This window comes from Tumebacillus amylolyticus (assembly GCF_016722965.1).
GTDB classification, from domain to species: domain Bacteria; phylum Bacillota; class Bacilli; order Tumebacillales; family Tumebacillaceae; genus Tumebacillus; species Tumebacillus amylolyticus.
Genome location: NZ_JAEQNB010000001.1, coordinates 219,177 through 238,623 on the forward strand (window position 1 = coordinate 219,177; position 19,447 = coordinate 238,623).

Genomic DNA, 19,447 nt, shown 5'->3' on the forward strand with positions numbered 1-19,447 from the left:
TTCCTTGAAAAAAAGACCCCTGTTACATACAAGGAATCATTTTTTCTCTATAATGGGGAGAAAAATGGAACGTCAGGAGGGAACCTTTTTTGAACACTGTCGCTGTCTCTCAGCCTGCCAAACGCAGCAAGGTTTGGCTGATCATCGTACTGGGCGCGTTGGCGGCGTTTGCCCCGCTCTCCATTGATATGTACTTGCCCGCGTTGCCGACGATGGCAAACGATCTGCAGACCAATACGTCCTCCGCCCAACTCACGCTGACGGCGTGTCTGCTCGGGTTGGCGCTCGGCCAATTGTTCGTCGGCCCGATCAGTGACATCCGAGGTCGTCGGGGTCCGCTGTTGATCGGCCTTGTCGTCTATACGCTGGCTTCGTTTCTCTGCGCGATCTCGCCGAACATCTGGATGCTCGTGGGACTGCGCTTCCTGCAAGGGTTGGCCGGGTCCGGCGCCATCGTCATCTCGCGGGCGATCGTCCGCGACTACTACTCGGGCTCGGAGATGACGAAGTTTTTCTCCCTGCTGATGCTGGTCAACGGCTTGGCTCCGATCTTGGCCCCGATCATCGGCGGGCAACTGCTGAAATTCACTTCGTGGCAGGGGGTCTTTATCGTCCTCGGCCTGCTCGGTGTCATCATGTTCCTCGCGACGTTCTTCGGGCTAAAAGAAAGCCTGCCCGTTGAAAACCGCTCCGAAGCGGGCATTCGCAACACGCTCTCGACGCTTGGCGGCATCATGAAAGACCGCGTCTTCATGGGCTACGCGTGGTCGCAAGGTCTGGTCATGGCGTCGATGTTTGCGTACATCTCCGGTTCCCCGTTCGTCTTGCAAAATGTCTACGGCGTATCGCCGCAGTTGTACAGTCTGTTGTTTGCGATCAACGGGATTGGGATCGTGCTCGCCGGGCAAGTGACGGGACGACTGTCTTCGAAAGTCGAAGCGAAAAAAGTCTTGGTCACCGGCTTGCTGATGTCGCTCCTCGGCGCGGTGCTGCTCAACATCATGTTCGTCTCCGGCATCGGGTTGATCGGCGTCATGGTCTCGCTGTTCCTCATCGTCTCCTGCGTCGGAGTCGTCGGCCCGACGTCCACGTCGCTCGCGATGCAGAACCACGGCCGCTCGGCAGGCAGTGCCGCCGCGTTGCTCGGTGTCACCCAACTTTTCGCAGGTGCGATTGCCTCCCCGCTCGTCGGTCTGGGCGGGAGCAACAACGCGACCCCGATGGGCCTCGTGATTTTGGTCGCCTCGGTCGGTGCCATGCTGTGCTTCGTACTGCTGGCGAGAAGGAAGTAAGAAAAAAGAGAACCCGTTGCGTGCGGGTTCTCTTTTTTTATGCTCCATTCTTACTCGTTCGTATCATGGCGAGGTGGGCATACCTCACACCGACTGGCTATGAGAATATCATATTATTTAGTATAATCAAATTAAATAGAACGAAGTCGTGTTTAGGGGAGGGTTTTCAAATGAGCAGAGGGAGACGGAGACGGTCCGGCGGGACATTGGGGGATGTGTTTGGGCTGTTGGGCGCGGGCGTTCAGTTGGTCGCGGAGGTTGGCAAGCACTCGCCGGTGGAGAAAGTCCGCAACTTGTCGCAAACGGTGGAAAACTTCCTCGACGCCAACGACCCGGGTCGTGTATCGAAGCGATTGCGAACCGATGAAACGCATCGCTTGCAAGCGGGCGATCATATCTACTCCCAACGGGTCGGGTATACGCATCATGGAATTTACGTCGGATCGGGGCGCGTCATTCATTATCTGCTGGATCACGGCATTTGCGAGACGACGCTCGATGGATTCGCTTGCGGGTCGAACATCCACCGCAAATCTAGCATCAAGCGCTACTCCGACCGCGAGATCGTCCGTCGAGCGTATGCGCGAATCGGCGAGAGTGACTACAACCTGTTCCACAACAACTGCGAACACTTCGCCAACTGGTGCCGAAACGGGAGTTGAGGAAAAAAAGGGAGTGTCCGCAATCGGCGGAACACTCCTTTTTTTACAGATCACGAAGTTTTCGTACACACGGCGATGCCGAGGAAGTACCGGACGCCCTCACGGCGTTCTTTTTCAAACGTGGGGCCGCGCTGGTTGTAGAACTCGACGCTGAGCTCCGGATAAGAGGCGAACAGGTGTTGAAACTCCGCCTCCGTCAGTTGGTGAACGTGAAACGGTTCGCTCGTCGGCATCCCGCGACCTCGACCGTACGGGGTGGAGATCACAAGTGTCCCTCCCGGATTCAACATCTGCACGAGATGGTCCAGAAACAGCCGGTCATCGGCGACATGCTCCAACGTCTCAAAGCTCAAGATCGTATCAAACGTCCCCAAAAGCGCCGGTAACTGCGGGTCGAGTGCATCTCCTTGGCGGTAGGTCACTTTTTGGTGATGGTATTCGCGGGTTGCATACGCAATGGCCTCGGGGTCGTTGTCCACCCCCACCATCTCGACCAACTCCCGCTTGCGGTCCTTCGCCACCATGTGGCATCCGTAGCCGCTGCCGCACGCGATGTCCAGCACCCGCCCCTGCACATACGGCAACGCAAAAAAGTACCTCGCCACATGCTCCAACAACATCCCGTTCGTCGGCTTCAATAATTTCGGGATGATTCGCTCGCCTGTCCACTCCATGTTGTCATCTCCGTTACGCATTCGAATTTGCTTTTTAGATTTTAACATAATGTAGCTGTCATCACATGCAATCTCTGGCATAATAGGTACGTGTATTCGGACACGGGGAGAGGGGTCTGTCCTTGAGCAAGGATTTCTTTTTGAATGTCATGATCGTCTTGTTTCCGGTTCTGTTCTACCAAGTGTTCCATAACAGCCCGAGACGGAAACGGACGCAGCGCAACAAACTCTTGATCGGACTGTTCGGCGGCTTGTCTGCCGTTGCGTGTTTGAATTATCCCTTTGTGGATGGATACGGTATATTTTGGGACTTTCGCGTGATTCCGCTGACGCTCGCGATGGTTTACGGCGGTCGAGCGGCCGGTGGATTGGCGTTGGGGATGGAGATCGTGTTTCGACTGTGGATCGGAGGTCCGCAGGCGTGGTTTTCCGTGCTGTTCTCGTTGGTCTTGTATGCAATCCTCTTGGGACGGGAGAAAAAATTCCTTCGTCTCCTCCCCCGCCAGCGTGTCGCATTTGTCACGATGTTCTCCGTGGCGGAGTATCTGGCCTTTCTCGGGATGCTTGCGTACGAACTTCAACTGTTTCACGCGTTGTCCTTTCGCGAAGAAGGGGCCAAAAATGCGCTGTTCCTCCTCTTGATCGGGCTCTTGCAAGCGGTCGTGATGGCGATTGCCGCTTTGGTCGTCGAGCACCTCATCTCCACATCGCGCATGCGGTCGGAGGTGCAACGCACGGAAAAGCTCGGCGTGATCAGCGAATTGGCCGCCTCCGTCGCGCATGAAGTTCGCAATCCGCTGACAGTCGTGCGCGGTTTCTTGCAAATCGCGCGCGGGAGCCTGGACGACCGAAACCGGCAGTATATGAACACGGCCCTCGCCGAACTGGACCGCGCGGAATTCATCATCAGCGACTATCTCAACTTCGCCAAACTGCAAGTCGAGACGGTCTCCGTGTTTGAGGCGTCCCTTGACTTGCACCATACGGTCAAGCTGATGAGTTCCTACGCGCTGCTTCGCGGGGTGAAACTTGACCATCAGATCGAGCCGGGTCTGTGGGTACACGCGAACCAAGAGAAATTGAAGCAAGCGGTCATCAACCTCTTGAAAAATTCCATTGAAGCCTGCCACAACGGCGGTCAGGTCAAGATGCAAGCCTATCGCGACTCCCAACAAGTCATTCTACAAGTGCTCGACACGGGTGTCGGCATGAACGAGGAGCAAATCAAGCGCCTCGGCCATCCCTTCTACACCACCAAGGAAAAAGGAACGGGTCTCGGACTGATGGTGACGTTCCGCATCCTGCAAGCGATGGACGGGCAGCTCGCCTTTGAGAGTAACGTGGGCGTCGGGACAACCGCTACGATTCGGTTGCCGCTGACAGCTCCGTAAAAAGAAAAAACCTTCTCCGCGCGGGCGGACAAGGTTTTTTTTTTGTTAGGCTTTGACGGTGTGGGTCGGGGTGGTGTTTGCACCGATCCTTTTTTTCCGAACCCAGAAGCAGGCGGGGATGCCGATCAGGGCGATGAACGTGGCGAGCAGGTAGACGTCGTTCATGGACAGCGTGAACGAATGGATGGCAATCTGCTTCGCAGTCCCTGCGTGTTGCGCTGTGAGGTCGGCGGTGTGAACGGTCTCGCGAGCGCCGAGCATCGACGTAAACATCGCGATGGCAAACGAACCTGTCATATTGCGCAACCAGTTGGTGATCGAAGACGCGTGGCCGGAGACGTTGCGCGGAATCTCCTCCATCGCAGCCGTTTGAGACGGCATGAACGACAGCGAGATGCCGAGGTTTCGGACGACCATCCACCAGACGACATAGCTGCGTGTCGTGTCCGGTGTCAGTTGCGCCATCTGCCACGTGCCGATTGCAATCAGGACGATGCCTGTGATCATCAGCGGCATCGGGCCGGTTTTGGAGTAGAGACGACCGACGAGCGGCATCATCAGCGCCATGACGAGGGAGCCCGGCAAGAGAATCAGTCCGGTATCGAGCGGCGAAGCGAGCAGGACATTTTGCAAGAACAGCGGCGTGAGATACGTGCCGGAGTACAAAGTGAGCGTGATGATGCAGAGGATGATCAGGGAGATGTTGTAGCGTTTGTTTTCGAAGACGCGGACGTAGAGCAGCGGAACGTCGATTTTGAATTCGCGCCACAGGAACAGAGCGAGCATCAAAACGCCGAAGACCAACAGAGAGACCGTCGTCAGCGAACCCCAGCCCCATGCATTGCCTTTGGAAAACGCGATGAGCAGAGAGAGGCTCCCGGCGATGCAGGTGAGCAGCCCCGGCAAGTCGAACGATTTCGGGACGTTGAGACGGTAGTACGGAATCAAACGCTGGGTTAGAATGATCGAGAGCAGACCAATCGGTACGTTGAGCAGGAAAATCCAATGCCATGAGAAATTCATCAACCAACCGGCAAGCGTCGGTCCGATCGCCGGGCCGAGCATTGAGGACAGCGACCAGAGCGAGAGCGCGAGCGGTTGCTTTTCTTTGGGCACGACTTGGAAGATAATCGTCATGGTGGCGGGCATGACGAGACCGTTGAACGCCCCTTGCATCGTGCGGAAGGCGACCAGCGACCAGTCGTTCCACGCAACGGCGCAGAGCAGAGAGAACAGGGTGAATCCGATCAGCGACCCCAAGTAGAGCCGTTTGTACGAAAAACGCTCCCCCAAGTATCCGCAGATCGGAGCCGTCGTCCCCGTTGCCAACAAAAATCCGGTCAGCGCCCACTGCATGGTGCTGAGGTCGGAGTGGAAATGCTCGATTAAAACAGGTACTGCTACGTTGATCGTCGAGGTGCTGAGGACCGTAAGGAAGGCCCCGCAGAAGATCGCGATCATGATCGGCCAGAACTTCACGGTGGAAGTCTGCGCTTGGGACGTCTCACTCAAACTGGATCTCCCCTTCTAGAAGTTGAACATATGTCAATCCTGACATATAATTACTCTATATGTTACGCTTCCCGAAATTCTATGTCAACAGTTACATATGCGGAGGTTTCGATGAATACGCTTGCATACGCATTATTAAGCTTTTTGGCGCGTCGTCCGATGTCGGGGTATGACCTGATGTTGGCGATTCAACCGCTGTGGCAAGCCAAGCACAGCCAGATCTACCCCCTGCTCGCCAAGTTGGAGACGGAGGGCCATGTCGATTATGTGCTGGTCGAGCAGAAGGACAAGCCGGACAAAAAAGTCTATTCGATCACCGAGTCCGGACATGTTGCGCTCCAAGACTGGTTGCAGCAACCGAGCGGCGACCCGATCATTCGCGACGAGATGGTGTTGAAGCTGTACACGTTGTGGCTTGGCGACCATGCCAGCGCGAAACGCGTGGTGGAGGAGCGGATTGCGTACTTCCGCAAGCGTCTGCAACGATTGGAAGTTACGCTCGCCGACGTACAGGACGAACACAGTGAAGTCCTCACCGAGCCGGACATCCTCTCCCCCGTCTTCACCCGCCTCAAACTTCTGGAACGCGCCATCACCACCGCCCGCTTGGAACTCGACTGGTGCTTCGACTTCCTCAAACAGATCGAGCAAAGTGAAAAAAAGCCCCGCTGACACGATGGTGTCGGCGGGGCTTTTTTTGTATCTTAATCCTCTTCTTGATTACTCTAGTGAATGAGTCTATAATTACTCAGTAGTGAAACTATAATTTCTAAAAAGGAGAACAAACTTGGATATCATACAACTCCCTGATATCTGGTTTCATGGAACAACGGAAGCAGAGAGTCCAACGCTTGCTTCAGGAATTCAGGTGTCATTCGGTCGTGAGTTCACTGACTTTTGGCAAGGTTTTTACGTAACGTCCTGTCCGTTCCAAGCCTTTTACTGGGCTCAAGAAAAACGGAATACGTATAATGAACGACAACGCTTCCGCAGAACCAAGATTAAAGGCTACAAGCCGGAATTCACGAAAGCCCTCGTGATTATTTATAGATTGGACAAGCAGAAACTCTTTGCCTTCCGAGGTCGTATCTTTGCAAGAGAGCCCGATGCAGACTGGGGTGGTTTTGTATATAATAATCGTAACGGCTTACACGTCTCCGCACATTACGGAAGATACAAGACCTATGAATTCGTAGAGCATAACCTGGATTTTACCTACGACTATGTCTTTGGTCCGTTAGCCGACGGCCTGCCCAATTTCGCTGAGGTCTCATCCCTTCTTCGTTTGAAGAAAATTCCCTTTGAAGACTTTGTCAGTGCGATTTCCCCAAGGGGCGTGATGAAAGATCAACTTTCCTTCCACTCTGATCAAGCTGCCATATGTCTGACACCACTTCTGGAGGTGAACACCGATGCCGAAGCCAATCAATTTTTACAAGAATACCGATCTGCCCGATGATCTTTATGATTCTTATCTAGAGCGAGTGGAAAAAGCACTGGTTCAAGAGCATTCTCTCTCGGCGGGAGATGCCAAGAATCTACTGAAGGATTCATGGGTCGAGAAGTCCCTTAAAAAAAGCACCGTCTACATCACCCACTACCGCCCCGAACATTGGGCGAATGAACTGTACCAGGACTTTTTGCTGATGAACCACTAAAAAACCACGAGGACACTCCTGTCCAAGTGGTTTTTTGTTTGATTCAGCTCACTCCCACACCATCCTCAATCCGCCCTTGATCCTGAGCGAAATGGAAGGCTCCGGGGTTGCGGTGAAGGTGGGATCTGCGAGGCGGAGAGTTCCCGTGCGCCAGAGGGAGGCGAGGATGAGGACCGATTCCATCATGGCGTATTGGCTGCCGATGCAGGCGCGGGAGCCGGCTCCGAAGGGCAGGTAGGCGAAGCGCGGGATCTCCTGCTCGCTTTCGTAGAAACGCGAAGGGTCGAACACTTCCGGCTCTGAAAAAACGGCCGGGTCGCGGTGGATCGCATAGGGCGAGATGATGTACGTCCCTCGACCGTTCACTGGCACGCCGGAGAGTTCGACGGGCTCGATGTTCTCGCGCAGAATCGCCCACGCCGGCGGATACAAGCGCAACGTCTCTTGAATCACCGCCTGCGCATACGGCAGTCGGGCGACATGCTCGTACGTCAACTCCTCCTCCCCGACAACTTCTGTGATTTCCTGACGCAATCTCTCCCCCGCTTCCGGATGCTTCGCCAGCAAGTAGAACACCCAGCCCAGCAGATTCGCCGTCGTCTCATGCCCCGCAATCAAGACGGTGATGATCTGAAACCGAATGTCCTCCTCGGGAAACGCATTCGCCAAGAGCGGGCTCAACAGCGGAGCCTGATTCCCCTGCGTCTCCTGCGCAAATCTTCGCAACACCGCCCGCGACGCTTTGAACGTGCGGTTGCTTTTCAAAGGCAACGCCAACGGAACCGGCCACGGCGAATAAATTCGATCTGCACTGTACTGAATGCACTCCTCCACCGCAATCCCCAGCCGTTCCGCTTCCTCTTGCAATTCCACTCCGAGCATCGTCTTGCAGATAATCCGCAGGGTGAGCATCATCATGTCGTGCGACAACGAGCGGGCTTGTCCGCTTTTCCAAGAAGACACCGTCTCTGCCGAATACCTCGCCACCTCTCTTGCGTAACTTTCGAGGTTCGGTTTGGTAAAAGCGGACGTCATGACGCGTTTTTGCCGATCGTGGGTGGAGCCTTCCGATGTCAGGACGCCTGTGCCGACGGTGCGTTGGAGAATGGACGAGGAGCGGCCTTTGACGAAGCTCTTCTCCTTGGTCACGAGAATTTGCTGGATGACGTCGGGGTCGTGGACGACGAAGGACGGGCGTTTTTCGCTGTTGTAAAGGGACACGACCTCGCCTGAATCCCGAGTTGCGACCATGAACCCGAGAGGGTCCCGCTGGAACCATAAATAATTCTGCAACCGACTGCCCGGCATGCGTGAAAAAGTCGTCATATTTTGTAAAATTCTCCTTCCATTAACATCCAAGTCGTGCTATTATGAATTTCTGTCTCTCCAAGAGAGGGGGAAAACAAGAGCTGTGAACTTCTATCTCACGCTGTTTCGCAAGACGTATGTACGGAACTTTCAGTACCGGATCGCGGCGCTCGTCAACAACTTTGGAAGCTTGATTTTCGGCTTCATGTACATCGCGATCTGGCAAGGCACACTCGGCTCCAACCGGCATGTGATCGGGTTTGGGAGCGAGGAGATGGGCTGGTACATGGCATTCGTGCAGGGGGTTTTCTTCCTGACGATGGGCCTCCCGCGGGGCTTTCGAATCGACGAAGCTGTGCGGACCGGCGAGATTTCGCTGCAGTTGATGCGTCCGGTGAGTTTTTTCGGGTACTATGTGGCGCAGTGTTTTGGGGTTCAAGTGTATAATATCATCTTCCGTTCGATTCCCATCTATATCATCTTGTCACTTTTCGTCGGTTTCCCAACCTTCGCTGTGACACAACTCCCCTGGTTGTTGCTCTCCTTGCTGCTCTGCATGTATCTTGCCTTTCTCATGACGTACTTTGTTGGCATCACCGCATTTTGGACGAACTCGGTTCGATGGTCGTTCATCGTCCAGTATACGCTCATTATGACGTTCTCCGGTTTCCTCGTGCCGCTGCCGATCTTGCCGGGCTGGCTCGCGACGATTTCCCTCTATTCGCCGTATGCGGGCATGCATTATTTTCCCGCGATGTTCATACTCGGGCGTCCGTCTGTGGAAGGGATTGCGCTTCCGCTGTTTTGGTGCGTTCTGCTGACGTTCGTCGCCCTTGCCCTGACCCGTGTGGCACGGCGCAAGCTCGAAGTGCAAGGAGGTTGACGGCGTGAATCTCTATTGGAAGTTGCTCAAAGCGAGCATCAAGTCGCAGATGGAGTACAAGACCGCTTTTTTCATGGAACTGCTCGTGTTTATGATCTTGCAGGCGCTGGACTTCCTGTTGGTGGCGGCGATTCTGTTGAAGTTTGATACGGTCGGCGGGTGGAATCTGTACGAAGTCGGATACTTGTTCGCGGTGGCTTCGATGGTGCGCTCGCTGTATCGCGTGTTTGCGAACGACATTCATAATTTTGAGAAGTACACGGCGAACGGGGAGTTCGATCAATTGCTGACCCGCCCGGTTTCGCCTTTGACTTTGTTGATTGCACGGGGTGTGTATTGGAACCAGATCGGCGGGTTCATTCAAGGTGGGATTATGCTCGGACTCTCTCTTTGGGGGATGCATGAGCAGGGTGTTTCGATTGGCCCCGCGCTGCTCTATCTGCCCATTTCGCTCGTGACCGGGACGATCATCGTGTTCTCGCTGGGACTTGCGACGGCGACGATCGGGTTCTGGACGGTGCGGATCAATGAGTTTCTCGCGTTTACCCACTACGGTCCGCTCAATGCGGCGAGTTATCCGATGCACATCTATCCGGGCTGGTTGCGCGGCATCCTGTTCACGCTGATTCCGGTTGCGTTCATCACGTATGTTCCGGCGCTGTACCTGTTTGACAAGGGCGGTGCGTTTTGGTATCTCCTCGTCTCGCCGTTGGTGGCACTCGCGACGATGGGCGTGACGTGGAAGTTTTGGAGCTTTGGGATCAAGCAGTATCACAGCACAGGCTCTTGAGGAGGTTTTCAAGATGATCAAAGCCAACGACCTGACGAAATTCTACTACGTCTCCGAGCAAAAAAAAGGCCGCTTCGCCACCCTCCGCACGTTCATCTCCGGCAAGCAAAATAAAATTCCCGCCGTGTCCGATATGTCGTTTGAAATCCCACGCGGCGGCTTCGTCGGGTACATCGGCCCGAACGGGGCCGGCAAGTCCACGACGATCAAGATGCTGACCGGCATCCTCCACCCCGACGGCGGCACGGTGGAAGTCGCGGGACTCAGCCCGCAACGTCACCGCAAGGAAGTCGCCCGCAAGATCGGCGTCGTGTTCGGGCAGCGGACGCAATTGTGGTGGGACTTGCCGACGCGCGATTCGTTTGAACTGCTGGCGGCGATGTACAAAGTCGGGAAGCAGGACTATGACAAAGCGATGGAGGTCTACGCGGAGTTGCTCGGTCTGCATGAGTTTCTCGATACGCCGGTGCGCAAGTTGTCGTTGGGGCAACGGATGCGGGCGGACTTGTGCGCGGCGCTTTTGCATGATCCGGACGTGGTGTTTCTCGACGAGCCGACGATTGGGCTGGACGTGACGGCGAAGACGCGGATTCGGAGTTTTTTGAAGGAACTGAACGAACGGGAGCAAAAAACGATCCTGCTCACCACCCACGACATGGACGACATCGAGCAGTTGTGCAAGCAGATCATCATCATCAACCACGGGCAGAAGGTGTACGACGGGTCGCTGGACTCGCTGCGGGAGCTGTATCCGTTGCCGAGTGTGTTGGAAGTGGAGTATCACGGGCGGGTGGAGGAGGTATTGTTGCCTCCCGGTACGCAGTATGACGCGGGGCGCAATGTGGCGCGGATTTCGTTCGACAAGCAGACGACCCGGCCGATGCAGTTGATCGACGCGCTGGGGCAGTGCGGGGAGGTTCGAGATATTCGGGTGCAGACGCCGAAGATTGAGGATATTATTTCGGAAATGTATGCCCAGCCGCAGATGGTGTAGGGGTATTTCTGAGAAAAGAGAGGCTGGCCGGGCGAGGACCGGACAGCCTCTTTTTTAGTGGAGGAGGGCGAGGTGGAGGCTCTGTTTGGCGGTGGCAACGAGCTGGGGTTGCTGTTGGTCATAGCCGTAGAGCATGAGAACCAGCGTGGAAAAAACGGCTCGGAACCGCGCCATCTCTCGGGTTTGGGCGTCGACTTCGCCGTAGATTTTGTAAAAAAGGTCACGGCCCTCGGGCGGCAAGTAGCTGTAGACGATGGAGAGGTCGAGAGCTCGGTGCCCGATGTGTGCATCGCCCCAGTCGATGATTCCTGTCAGGGTGCCTTCGAGATTCACCACGAGGTTTCGGATGTGGGGATCGGCGTGGACGAGAGTGTCGTACACGGGAGGCTGCCAGGTTGTTTGGGAGAGGGTGTCGGCGTAGGCTTGCAGGGTTTGCAAAGTCGTCGGCTCGAGGAGATCGAGGTCGGCGGCTTTTTTGAGATGGTCGTGAAGTTGGGGCGTGCGTTGGGTGAGATCGAAGCGTTGCATGATGTCGGTGGTGGGGATGCCGCAGGCGAGCGCTTTTTCGAGAGGGAAGGAATGGACGGCGAGCAAAAATTCAGCGAGGGGCTGAGCCGCTTCGATTCGGCGAAGATGCGGAACTCGCTCAGGCGCAAGACCGTGAACGAGACGATACCCAAGGAAAGGCCAAGGGAACTCCTCACTACATTTCCCGTAAAAAAGCGGCTCTGGAATCTGCAACGAAAACCGCCCGACCAAGTCGGGCAACAACCGACCCTCCGCTTGCAAGAGTTGCACTGCAATCTCCCGCCGTGGGAAACGAAACACGTACTCTTTATTGACCTGATACACCGTATTATCAAACCCCTCGCCCAGTACCTGCACACAGGCAGGTGCCAACTCAGGAAATTGGGTCTCAATCAGTTGCCGTGCCAATGCTTCCGTCACCACATGCTCCGGTGACCAAGGTTGGGTCATGGTGGGGGACCTCCTGATGTGAATCGATGATTTTCCTACAACCATAACAAAACAAAAGCCTGTCCACCAGCGCGGACAGGTCTTTTCACAATTAGATATTCGGGTTTGCTTTGGCCGGTTTCGGTTTTTTCTTGTAGGCTTCTTCTTCAGCAGGAATCTCCTCGACGAAGGTGGACGGGTCAATGAAATCCTTGTCGTTTCGGAAACGTTTATCCTCCGGGTGTTGCGCATCAAGAGTAAACTTCCCTTGTACCATACCTGTCAAGACATAATACTTTTCGTCCGGTCTAGCCACGTCGCTGTTATCGGTGTGAAGAAAGAGTATCACGTCCTCGTCCGGTGCAAAATCAGGGTTGTCCTCCGACTTCCACGTTGTGTTTCCGACGTACCCTTTGTCGATTCGAATGGCGATGTCCTTGTCATAAGGGGTGCCTTTGAAAACTTTGTTCACATGAACCATGACATCCGTTTGAATGACATTTCTCACATCTTGGCCACGTCCCCAATTCGGGTTGCTCCATCTGCTGGGCAACAGTTCTTTGACTTTCCCACGTACGATGACTTCTGATTCACCAACTAAGTCTGTCTTGTATTTTGTTGGGATAATGCCATGCACGCTGATCGTTTGGGGCTCGGTGCTGTCCGCATCCTGAACAGTTTGTGTTGTTGCAGTCTTTTCCGGCTGGGTCCATGCTGAAAATCCGATCATCCCAGCTCCAACCGACAGGCAGAATATCAAGAGAAGTGTTTTCTTCATAGGTTCGATGACCTCCTATTTATATAGGAACAAGATTCCGTTTTTATCATCCTGTTCAATCGTCCGCTTTTTGGTCTCCCCTAGTGCACTCTGGTCAAACATGGTGGCTTCTGGATCAACGCTGTGTGCCAAACCCAACAAGTGACCCAGTTCGTGAGTAATATTTGCCCCGACATCATAGTTCCCGCTTGATCCGTCGCTTGCAAAGGGGTAATAGACATTAATGTCGATATCCGCCTCGATTATCTTGTTGGTTGAAGAATTGGTCCTAGTGGATGTCTCCATCAGATAGCCAATCCCACGATTCCCCCGAGTGATATCATTTTCGTTATTCAAAACGGGATAGGTCGTCAGCGAGTGTTCAGGAAGACTTTGAAAAACCAGACTTCCGGCACCTGCCGTGTTCCACTGTCCAGCCGCGTTCGAGATGGCTTGCTTTGTTTCCGGAGCAAAGCCACTGTAGGCATGAACATAAGCAGGTGTCGTACTATATCCTCGTGAGTTAAGAGCCCACGAATGGGCTGCACTAGCACCAATTGTAGTCCCGACTAGAACAGTAAGAAATCCTAACCCCCACTGGGTTTTGCGCATATTGGTTGCCTCCTCTATAAATCTACAAATCGAAACTTCTAAGTAACAGTCTATATCGGGGTAATCCTGTGTATCAATGTCTATTTATTAAATTATTGTAACAGAGGTATCGTTTACTTCTCTCCAGATCTCCCCTATAAAAAAAGCCCGAACAGGCCAGCTCCTGTTCGGGCTTTTTTACTTACGGGGTCAGCGTTAGTTGTTTCGCTTTCTGCTGATACACCTTCGGGTCGGTGCTCGTTACATGATACCCACCCGTCGTCCAGTCCTTCACTTGATCGTCATACCAAGGCGACAGCAAGTGTCCCGATTGACCGGGGCCGACGACGTTGTAGGTTTGCGTCAGATTGGAGAGGTCGACGACCGTTCGCCATGCTCCGCCGTGGTTGACTTCGCCGTTGGTGGTGTCCCAACCTGCGGCTTCGACGGTGACTTTGGAGCCGGGGACCGGGGTTTTTGCAGGGTCGAACAGCAGATCAAGCGGCTTCACCGCTGCCAGTGGATGGTGGAACGGGACTTGGTGGAAGTCGCCCCAGTTCCATTTTGACGCATCCTTGCCCTGCAACTCCACCGCACGGTCTACCGCTCGTTGGAACGAGGTGAGGGCGACGGCGTCGAGGCCGCCTTTTTCCTGAACCCAGGGTCCCGGTTTCCCGTTGGCGGCGTTGCGAATGAGGTGGTCGACGGTGCCCGCTTTGTCTTCGAACAGCGCCATCGTCTCTTCCGAAAGCTCCGGCTTGAACAGGACGTTCGGCAACTCGCTCTCCCACAAGTTGTAAACCAGCGAACCGCCTGCGTCCAACGTATCTCGCGCATCCCAGTCAAAAAGCACCTTCAACGCGGCCAAGTCGATGTCGCGCAGTTTGTCTTTTTGCTTCTGTACGGCGCCGGTGAGGATCGGCAGGAATTCCTTCGCTTGCAAGTTCGTCGGGTCGAATTGCAGCTTCTGCATGTCTTCCGCCGTCAATCCCGACTTGCCCGCCAGCGTCTGCGAAATCTCCTTCTCTCGATACGGTTGCGCCCAGACGTTGGAGAGGTGGTATTTGTAATCGTCGCCTACCACCTTGTTGTTCGCCGTCGCGATGTATCCGGACGGCGGGTTGACCGTGGTCGGCAGTTCCTCCCACGGGATGAAACCTTGCCACTCATACTCCCCCGTCCAACCGGGCACGGGAGTCGAAGCATCGCCCTTGGTGCGGATCGGAATCAGGCCGTTCGCCCGATACGCAATCGTGCCGTCCTGCGAAGCGAACACAAAATTCTGCGCCGGCGTCTGGAAGTAGGTCAGCGCTTGCTTGAACTCCTCCCAATTCGTCGCCTTTGCGAAACGCTGCACCGCTTCCAACTCCGAGGATGGTTGCAACGCCGTCCATTTCATCGAGAGCACGGTATCCGAGTTTTTGTCATTCGCGAATTCCGAAATGATCGGGCCATGACGAGTGATGCGCACGTCGTAAGGCACGGCAGCCGCATCCTTGACTTTGATCTCTTCGTGGATCACCTGCGCCGGCTCCCACTTGCCTTGGTACTCGAATTCATTTTCATTTGCCGGATTGCGTTTCTCCATGTAGAGGTCCTGCACGTCCGGCCCGACATTGGTCACACCCCACGCGATGTGGTCATTGTGCCCGAGGATAATCCCCGGAATGCCGGCGAAAATAACCCCCGACACATTCAGCGTCGGCGCTTTCAAATTCGTCTCGTACCAAATCGACGGCGTGTTCAACGACAGATGCGGGTCGTTCGCGAGCAACGGCTTGCCGCTCGCCGTCTTGGAACCGGACACGACCCAGTTGTTGCTCCCGTTAAACGGGTTCGGCTTCACCGCTTCTGCCAGCAACGGCCCGACATCCAGCGGATGGTCCTTCATCGCTTGGATGATCGTCGGCGCGTCCACAGGGTACGACGGGAACAGGTCGAGCGCTTTTTCCGAAGAGAGATGTTGCGCGAGGTCGTAGTGGAACGCTTGCTCTTGCCAGTGCCCGCCGAGGTCGAACGCCATGTACTTGCCGATCGTCAGCGAATCGACCGCCGACCAGTCGCGCGGCTGGTAGCCGAGCAGCGTAAACTCAATCGGTAGGGAACTGTCTGCCTTGGCTTGCGCGATGTACGCGTTCACACCTTGCGCATACCAATCCAGCACTTGCTTTGCCTCCTGCGAGTACGCACTCAGACTTGCTTCTGCCGCCCGTCGCAAACCAAACGTTCGGAAGAATTTATCCCGCGAGAGAGCTTTCTCCCCCACCACTTCAGACAGTTCGCCCGAAGCTTGGCGGCGCGAGAGGTCCATCTGGAACATCCGGTCTTGGGCGGTGACATAGCCCTGCGCCAGATAGAGGTCGTGTTCATCTGTCGCTTCGATGTGCGGAACGCCGTGGTCGTCACGCCAGACGGTGACGGGCTTGTCGAGGCCGTGCAGCTTGAGAGTGCCCTCCACCACGGGAAGACTTTTCGAGATCAGATAATACCCGGTGCCGGATGAGGTGAGGAGGAGCAGAACCAAGACCAGCGCGATGGAAGTCACGATCTTCCACAGACGGCGCTTGGGCCACAAGCGAAGTCGTCGTCTCGGTGTAGGGGTTACGGTCGGTTGCAAACAAACATCCCTCCTTTTCTCCCTCCATAATGACAGAAAATTCCGCAAGAAAAAAGACCCTGCCACGCAGATGTGGCAAGGTCTCTTTTTTCTACAATTCCGTCCGCAAGCTCCACAGCTCCGGGAAAAAGCGGTGATCCAACGCCCGCTTCAAATACTCCACGCCCGACGAGCCGCCGGTGCCCATCTTGAAACCGATGATGCGCTCGACGGTGATCATGTGGTTGTAGCGCCATTGTTGCTGGCGGTTGTCGATGTCCACGAGTTTCTCGGCGAGTTCGTAGAGGTCCCAGTACTTGTCAACGTTGCGGTAGACTTCAAGCCAGGCTTGTTTCACGCTTTCGTTGGGCGTGTAGTCCTGCGACCAGTCGCGGTTCAACGCCTGCTCGTCCAGATGCAGACCGCGCTCCGACATCGCCCAGATCGCCGCGTCGTAGATCGAGCGTTGGTTGAGGGCTTTTTGCAGAATGTCGTAGAGGTCGGTTTGGTGTTGGTAGACGCCAAGCGAGGCGGCGTTCTTGCGACCGAGCATGAACTCGATCAGGCGGTTCTGGTAGGACTGGAAACCGGAGGAGCGGCCGAGTTTGTCTCGGAACTCCATGTATTCCGACGGGGTGAGCGTCGAGAGCACGTCCCAGGACTGAATCAACTGAATTTGGATGCGCGAGACGCGGGAGAGCATCTTGAACGCGGGCTCCAAGTTGTTCTGCAAGATGGAGGCGCGGGCGGCGTCCATTTCGTGCAGGATCAGCTTCATCCAGAGCTCGCTGGCTTGGTGGATGATGATGAACAGCATCTCGTCGTGATGGTCGGACAGGCGTTGCTGGCTGGTCAGAACTTTCTCCAACTGCAAGTAATCGCCGTACGTCATGTCTTTGGAAAAATCCATTTGCAGGCCTTGCTTGTCGTGCGGGTGATTCGAATTGGACATGTGTGTCGCTCCCTCGGGTGTTGGCTTGGAAGTGGCAGTAGGCATGAAAAAACCGTGCGGAGTTGCAACCGGCACGGATACGTAATTTCTATTTTTGGACAGAACCTGATTCTCAGTGTACCAAATTTATGAAGACTAGTCTAGAGCTTTCCGGAACTCTCCCCTAGAATTAGCTGTGAAGGGGGGATTCATTTGCGCCGCGTCTATTCCCTGTCTCTGCCCGTCATCGGCGAACTGAGTTTGCAACATGGGCTCGCCGCCGTCGACGCTCTGTTCGTCGCGAAACTCGGCTTGCTTTCCCTCAACGCCGTCGGCGTCACATCGATGTTCAGCGTCATCCTGCTCTCGATTCTGAACGCGCTCGGGGTGACGGTCACCGTTTTTCTCTCCAGAGCTACAACGCACGCCACTTCGGAAAAAACTCCCTCCCACGCGAGGTCTCTCGTCTGGCACGGACTCGTTATGGGCGGAAGTGTCGGCCTCACCGTGGCGATTCTCTGCCTGCTGTTTGCCACGCCGCTTTTGCATCTGGCCGGGGCGCAAGGCGAGTTGCAACGGACGGCGATGCCGTACTTTTTCCTCGTCTTGAGTTCCACGCCGGTCCTCGCGCTGCAAACGATGCTCGCCGCTTGCTTGCGAGCGTCCGGCGATACGCAGACGCCGCTTAAAGTCGGCTTGCAGATGAACCTCGTGCATGTCGCACTCGATGCCCTTTTTATCTTCGGCTTCGACATGGGCGTCGCAGGAGCGGGAGTTGCGTATCTGCTCGTGCAACTTTTCACGCTCGGTCTCTATCTGAGACGTGCCGCCCACCACCTCCCCACCCGACGAGACCTCAAACTGTCCCGCCCGATTCTTGCTCGGATGATGCGGTTTGCCGTACCCGCCGTCATCGAGCGACTGTTCAAACGCGGCGGGCAGGCCGTTTATCTCAGCTTCGTCGTGCGCATGGGCACGGAACCCTACGCCGCGAATAACATCGCCAACGTCCTCTCCCTTTTTACCTCGCTCCTCGGGGATGGCCTTGCCACGGGCGTTTCCATCGCAATGGGCCAAGCGATCGGCGACGAGACCTCAGACCGTCAAACTCTGCAAGCACGTCTGACCGAAATTCGCCGCTGGGGATTCCTCGGCGCGGCCGTTTCGATGACGCTGACGACCCTGCTGCTCTGGTGCCTCAGCCCTTGGATTTCACTTTGGTTCACCGACGAACCGCACGTCATTCAATTGATCACCCTCGTTCTCGGAATCTACATCTTCTGCCAACCGTTTTTCGCCGCCAACCTCATCGACTGCGCGGCGATTCAAGCGGGCGGCAACAGCACCTACACGATGTGGGTGACGATTCTCGGCGTGTGGGGCGTGCGCTTGGTCTTCATCCCGATTCTGATCTTCGGCTTTCACCTCGGACTCTCCGGCGTTTGGATGTGCATCGGGCTCGACCACATGACCCGCGCGTATCTCTACCGCCGGTATCGCTTGAAACGTGATATTCTGTACGTACCTTGAGAGGAGGCGCGGAACCCATGCTGTCATTTCGACCTGTGAACGTCCCGGAACACCAAGAGCAAGTGCTTCATTTCTTCAAATCGGCGGCCACCGACCCGAACGAAGTGTTTGACGAAGCCGAGTACATCGAGTTCGCCACGCAAAAATCAGAGGAACTCCCCGAAGGCTTCGTCTTCGCCGAGCATGACAACCAAATCGTCGGAGAACTCGTCCTGCGCACGCAGCTCTACGAAGACCGCCACGTCGGCTACGTCTCTCTGATCTACGTCATCCCCGAGGGACGCGGAGCCGGATACGCCCAACTCATGTTCACCTATACAGAGGAAGTCTTCCGCAAGCTCCAACTCCCCGAATACCACCTGCGCGTCGACCAACGCAACGCCCGCGCCGTCGCCTTCTACGAAAAACAAGGACTCACCAAACTCGCCGAAGAACGCAACCGCTTCAACGACCTCTGCTGGCGAATGGGCAAAACCCTCTAAGCACGCAAAAAAAGGACTCTCCACACACGGAGAGTCCCTTTTTTCTCAACCTTACATGCCTGCTTGCGGATCGTCTTGCATCATGCCGAATACGTTGCCTTCGGTGTCTTTGACATACGCGAGGTAGCCAACGGTCGGAATCGTAGCGACCGGGAAGAGAACTTCGCCGCCTGCTGCGACAACCGCTTCGACTTTCGCATGGACGTCTGCCACACCGAGGGTGTTGAAGGTTTCCGGTTTTTCCTGTTGCGGCATGAATCCGCCGTTGATGCCCGGGCCTTCCTCGCCGGTGTTGATCATCCAGTACACGTTGCCATCCGGCATCTCAAACTTGTTAAACGTCCACCCGAACACATCTCCGTAAAACTTCGCCGCACGCTCAAAGTCCTTCGCGGACAATTCAAAATGCACAACACGATTCATCGTATGTATCCCCCTA

At 55.3% G+C, this 19,447-nt stretch carries 20 protein-coding genes; 11 read left to right on the top strand and 9 right to left on the bottom strand.

All coding sequences use genetic code 11. The features are described 5' to 3' along the window. The first annotated feature begins 89 nt into the window (after positions 1–89). Positions 90–1,292: a multidrug effflux MFS transporter gene (locus JJB07_RS01095; protein ID WP_201630398.1), complete on the top strand. Its 1,203-nt coding sequence runs from the start codon at positions 90–92 to the stop codon at positions 1,290–1,292. 170 nt (positions 1,293–1,462) lie between these two features. Further along, a complete protein-coding gene (locus tag JJB07_RS01100; RefSeq protein WP_201630399.1) occupies positions 1,463–1,954 on the top strand; it encodes a lecithin retinol acyltransferase family protein in 492 nt (163 codons plus the stop codon). Positions 1,955–2,004: 50 nt separating this feature from the next. On the opposite strand, the gene JJB07_RS01105 is transcribed toward JJB07_RS01100, so the two are convergent. Next, complete coding sequence (locus JJB07_RS01105; RefSeq protein ID WP_201630400.1) at positions 2,005–2,628, bottom strand: class I SAM-dependent methyltransferase; 624 nt, start codon at positions 2,626–2,628, stop codon at positions 2,005–2,007. A 122-nt stretch (positions 2,629–2,750) separates the two neighbouring features. On the opposite strand from JJB07_RS01105, the gene JJB07_RS01110 reads away from it, so the two are divergent. Then, complete coding sequence (locus JJB07_RS01110) at positions 2,751–4,019, top strand: ATP-binding protein (RefSeq protein ID WP_201630401.1); 1,269 nt, start codon at positions 2,751–2,753, stop codon at positions 4,017–4,019. Between the two features lie 45 nt (positions 4,020–4,064). On the opposite strand, the gene JJB07_RS01115 is transcribed toward JJB07_RS01110, so the two are convergent. Then, positions 4,065–5,531, bottom strand: a complete 1,467-nt coding sequence (locus tag JJB07_RS01115; RefSeq protein WP_236587546.1) for an MDR family MFS transporter — start codon at positions 5,529–5,531, stop codon at positions 4,065–4,067. Between the two features lie 111 nt (positions 5,532–5,642). Between JJB07_RS01115 and JJB07_RS01120 the strand changes: the two genes are divergently transcribed. From JJB07_RS01120 to JJB07_RS01130, 3 genes are all read left to right on the top strand, one after another. Continuing rightward, positions 5,643–6,203, top strand: a complete 561-nt coding sequence (locus JJB07_RS01120) for a PadR family transcriptional regulator (RefSeq protein WP_201630403.1) — start codon at positions 5,643–5,645, stop codon at positions 6,201–6,203. 115 nt (positions 6,204–6,318) lie between these two features. Beyond that, positions 6,319–6,990 carry a DUF3990 domain-containing protein gene (locus JJB07_RS01125; protein WP_201630404.1) on the top strand — a complete coding sequence of 224 codons (672 nt, stop codon included), beginning with the start codon at positions 6,319–6,321 and terminating at the stop codon, positions 6,988–6,990. Further along, entirely contained in the window at positions 6,944–7,189 is a 246-nt protein-coding gene (locus JJB07_RS01130) for a hypothetical protein (RefSeq protein ID WP_201630405.1), read from the top strand. Before JJB07_RS01125 ends, JJB07_RS01130 begins: the two co-directional genes overlap by 47 nt. A gap of 48 nt (positions 7,190–7,237) precedes the next feature. Here the strand turns inward: JJB07_RS01130 and JJB07_RS01135 are convergent, their stop codons facing one another. Then, positions 7,238–8,515, bottom strand: coding sequence for a cytochrome P450 (locus JJB07_RS01135; RefSeq protein WP_201630406.1), 1,278 nt, complete (start codon positions 8,513–8,515; stop codon positions 7,238–7,240). Positions 8,516–8,600: 85 nt separating this feature from the next. Here JJB07_RS01135 and JJB07_RS01140 point away from each other — a divergent pair, with 85 nt between their 5' ends. From JJB07_RS01140 to JJB07_RS01150, 3 genes are read left to right on the top strand one after another with little or no spacing between them, the layout of a single operon-like run. Then, positions 8,601–9,380: an ABC-2 family transporter protein gene (locus JJB07_RS01140; protein ID WP_201630407.1), complete on the top strand. Its 780-nt coding sequence runs from the start codon at positions 8,601–8,603 to the stop codon at positions 9,378–9,380. Between the two features lie 4 nt (positions 9,381–9,384). Next, positions 9,385–10,170 (top strand): ABC-2 family transporter protein, encoded by a 786-nt coding sequence (locus tag JJB07_RS01145; RefSeq protein WP_201630408.1) that lies wholly within the window; start codon positions 9,385–9,387, stop codon positions 10,168–10,170. A gap of 13 nt (positions 10,171–10,183) precedes the next feature. Continuing rightward, on the top strand, positions 10,184–11,164 hold the full coding sequence (locus tag JJB07_RS01150) for an ABC transporter ATP-binding protein (protein ID WP_201630409.1): 981 nt from the start codon (positions 10,184–10,186) through the stop codon (positions 11,162–11,164). 54 nt (positions 11,165–11,218) lie between these two features. On the opposite strand, the gene JJB07_RS01155 is transcribed toward JJB07_RS01150, so the two are convergent. From JJB07_RS01155 to kynA, 5 genes are all read right to left on the bottom strand, one after another. Beyond that, on the bottom strand, positions 11,219–12,142 hold the full coding sequence (locus JJB07_RS01155; RefSeq protein WP_201630410.1) for a phosphotransferase: 924 nt from the start codon (positions 12,140–12,142) through the stop codon (positions 11,219–11,221). Between the two features lie 91 nt (positions 12,143–12,233). After that, positions 12,234–12,899 carry a hypothetical protein gene (locus tag JJB07_RS01160; RefSeq protein WP_201630412.1) on the bottom strand — a complete coding sequence of 222 codons (666 nt, stop codon included), beginning with the start codon at positions 12,897–12,899 and terminating at the stop codon, positions 12,234–12,236. Positions 12,900–12,914: 15 nt separating this feature from the next. Continuing rightward, positions 12,915–13,490, bottom strand: a complete 576-nt coding sequence (locus JJB07_RS01165; RefSeq protein ID WP_201630414.1) for a matrixin family metalloprotease — start codon at positions 13,488–13,490, stop codon at positions 12,915–12,917. 181 nt (positions 13,491–13,671) lie between these two features. Next, positions 13,672–16,086, bottom strand: coding sequence for a penicillin acylase family protein (locus tag JJB07_RS01170; RefSeq protein WP_201630416.1), 2,415 nt, complete (start codon positions 16,084–16,086; stop codon positions 13,672–13,674). Positions 16,087–16,177: 91 nt separating this feature from the next. Then, complete coding sequence (gene kynA / locus JJB07_RS01175) at positions 16,178–17,017, bottom strand: tryptophan 2,3-dioxygenase (RefSeq protein ID WP_201630418.1); 840 nt, start codon at positions 17,015–17,017, stop codon at positions 16,178–16,180. A gap of 192 nt (positions 17,018–17,209) precedes the next feature. Here kynA and JJB07_RS01180 point away from each other — a divergent pair, with 192 nt between their 5' ends. Together JJB07_RS01180 and JJB07_RS01185 are read left to right on the top strand one after the other, a co-directional pair. Next, entirely contained in the window at positions 17,210–18,526 is a 1,317-nt protein-coding gene (locus JJB07_RS01180) for an MATE family efflux transporter (protein ID WP_201630420.1), read from the top strand. Positions 18,527–18,543: 17 nt separating this feature from the next. Further along, a complete protein-coding gene (locus tag JJB07_RS01185; RefSeq protein ID WP_201630422.1) occupies positions 18,544–19,008 on the top strand; it encodes a GNAT family N-acetyltransferase in 465 nt (154 codons plus the stop codon). 51 nt (positions 19,009–19,059) lie between these two features. Here JJB07_RS01185 and JJB07_RS01190 read toward each other — a convergent pair whose 3' ends face one another. Continuing rightward, on the bottom strand, positions 19,060–19,431 hold the full coding sequence (locus JJB07_RS01190; protein ID WP_201630424.1) for a VOC family protein: 372 nt from the start codon (positions 19,429–19,431) through the stop codon (positions 19,060–19,062). Positions 19,432–19,447 lie beyond the last annotated feature (16 nt).

Coding starts and splice junctions, on each gene's coding strand:
- JJB07_RS01190 (WP_201630424.1), bottom strand. CDS start 19,431: ATGAATCGTGTTGTGCATTTTGAATTGTCCGCGAAGGACTTTGAGCGT.
- JJB07_RS01135 (WP_201630406.1), bottom strand. CDS start 8,515: ATGACGACTTTTTCACGCATGCCGGGCAGTCGGTTGCAGAATTATTTA.
- JJB07_RS01120 (WP_201630403.1), top strand. CDS start 5,643: ATGAATACGCTTGCATACGCATTATTAAGCTTTTTGGCGCGTCGTCCG.
- JJB07_RS01160 (WP_201630412.1), bottom strand. CDS start 12,899: ATGAAGAAAACACTTCTCTTGATATTCTGCCTGTCGGTTGGAGCTGGG.
- JJB07_RS01150 (WP_201630409.1), top strand. CDS start 10,184: ATGATCAAAGCCAACGACCTGACGAAATTCTACTACGTCTCCGAGCAA.
- JJB07_RS01100 (WP_201630399.1), top strand. CDS start 1,463: ATGAGCAGAGGGAGACGGAGACGGTCCGGCGGGACATTGGGGGATGTG.
- JJB07_RS01105 (WP_201630400.1), bottom strand. CDS start 2,628: ATGGAGTGGACAGGCGAGCGAATCATCCCGAAATTATTGAAGCCGACG.
- JJB07_RS01155 (WP_201630410.1), bottom strand. CDS start 12,142: ATGACCCAACCTTGGTCACCGGAGCATGTGGTGACGGAAGCATTGGCA.
- JJB07_RS01165 (WP_201630414.1), bottom strand. CDS start 13,490: ATGCGCAAAACCCAGTGGGGGTTAGGATTTCTTACTGTTCTAGTCGGG.
- JJB07_RS01130 (WP_201630405.1), top strand. CDS start 6,944: ATGCCGAAGCCAATCAATTTTTACAAGAATACCGATCTGCCCGATGAT.
- kynA (WP_201630418.1), bottom strand. CDS start 17,017: ATGTCCAATTCGAATCACCCGCACGACAAGCAAGGCCTGCAAATGGAT.
- JJB07_RS01185 (WP_201630422.1), top strand. CDS start 18,544: ATGCTGTCATTTCGACCTGTGAACGTCCCGGAACACCAAGAGCAAGTG.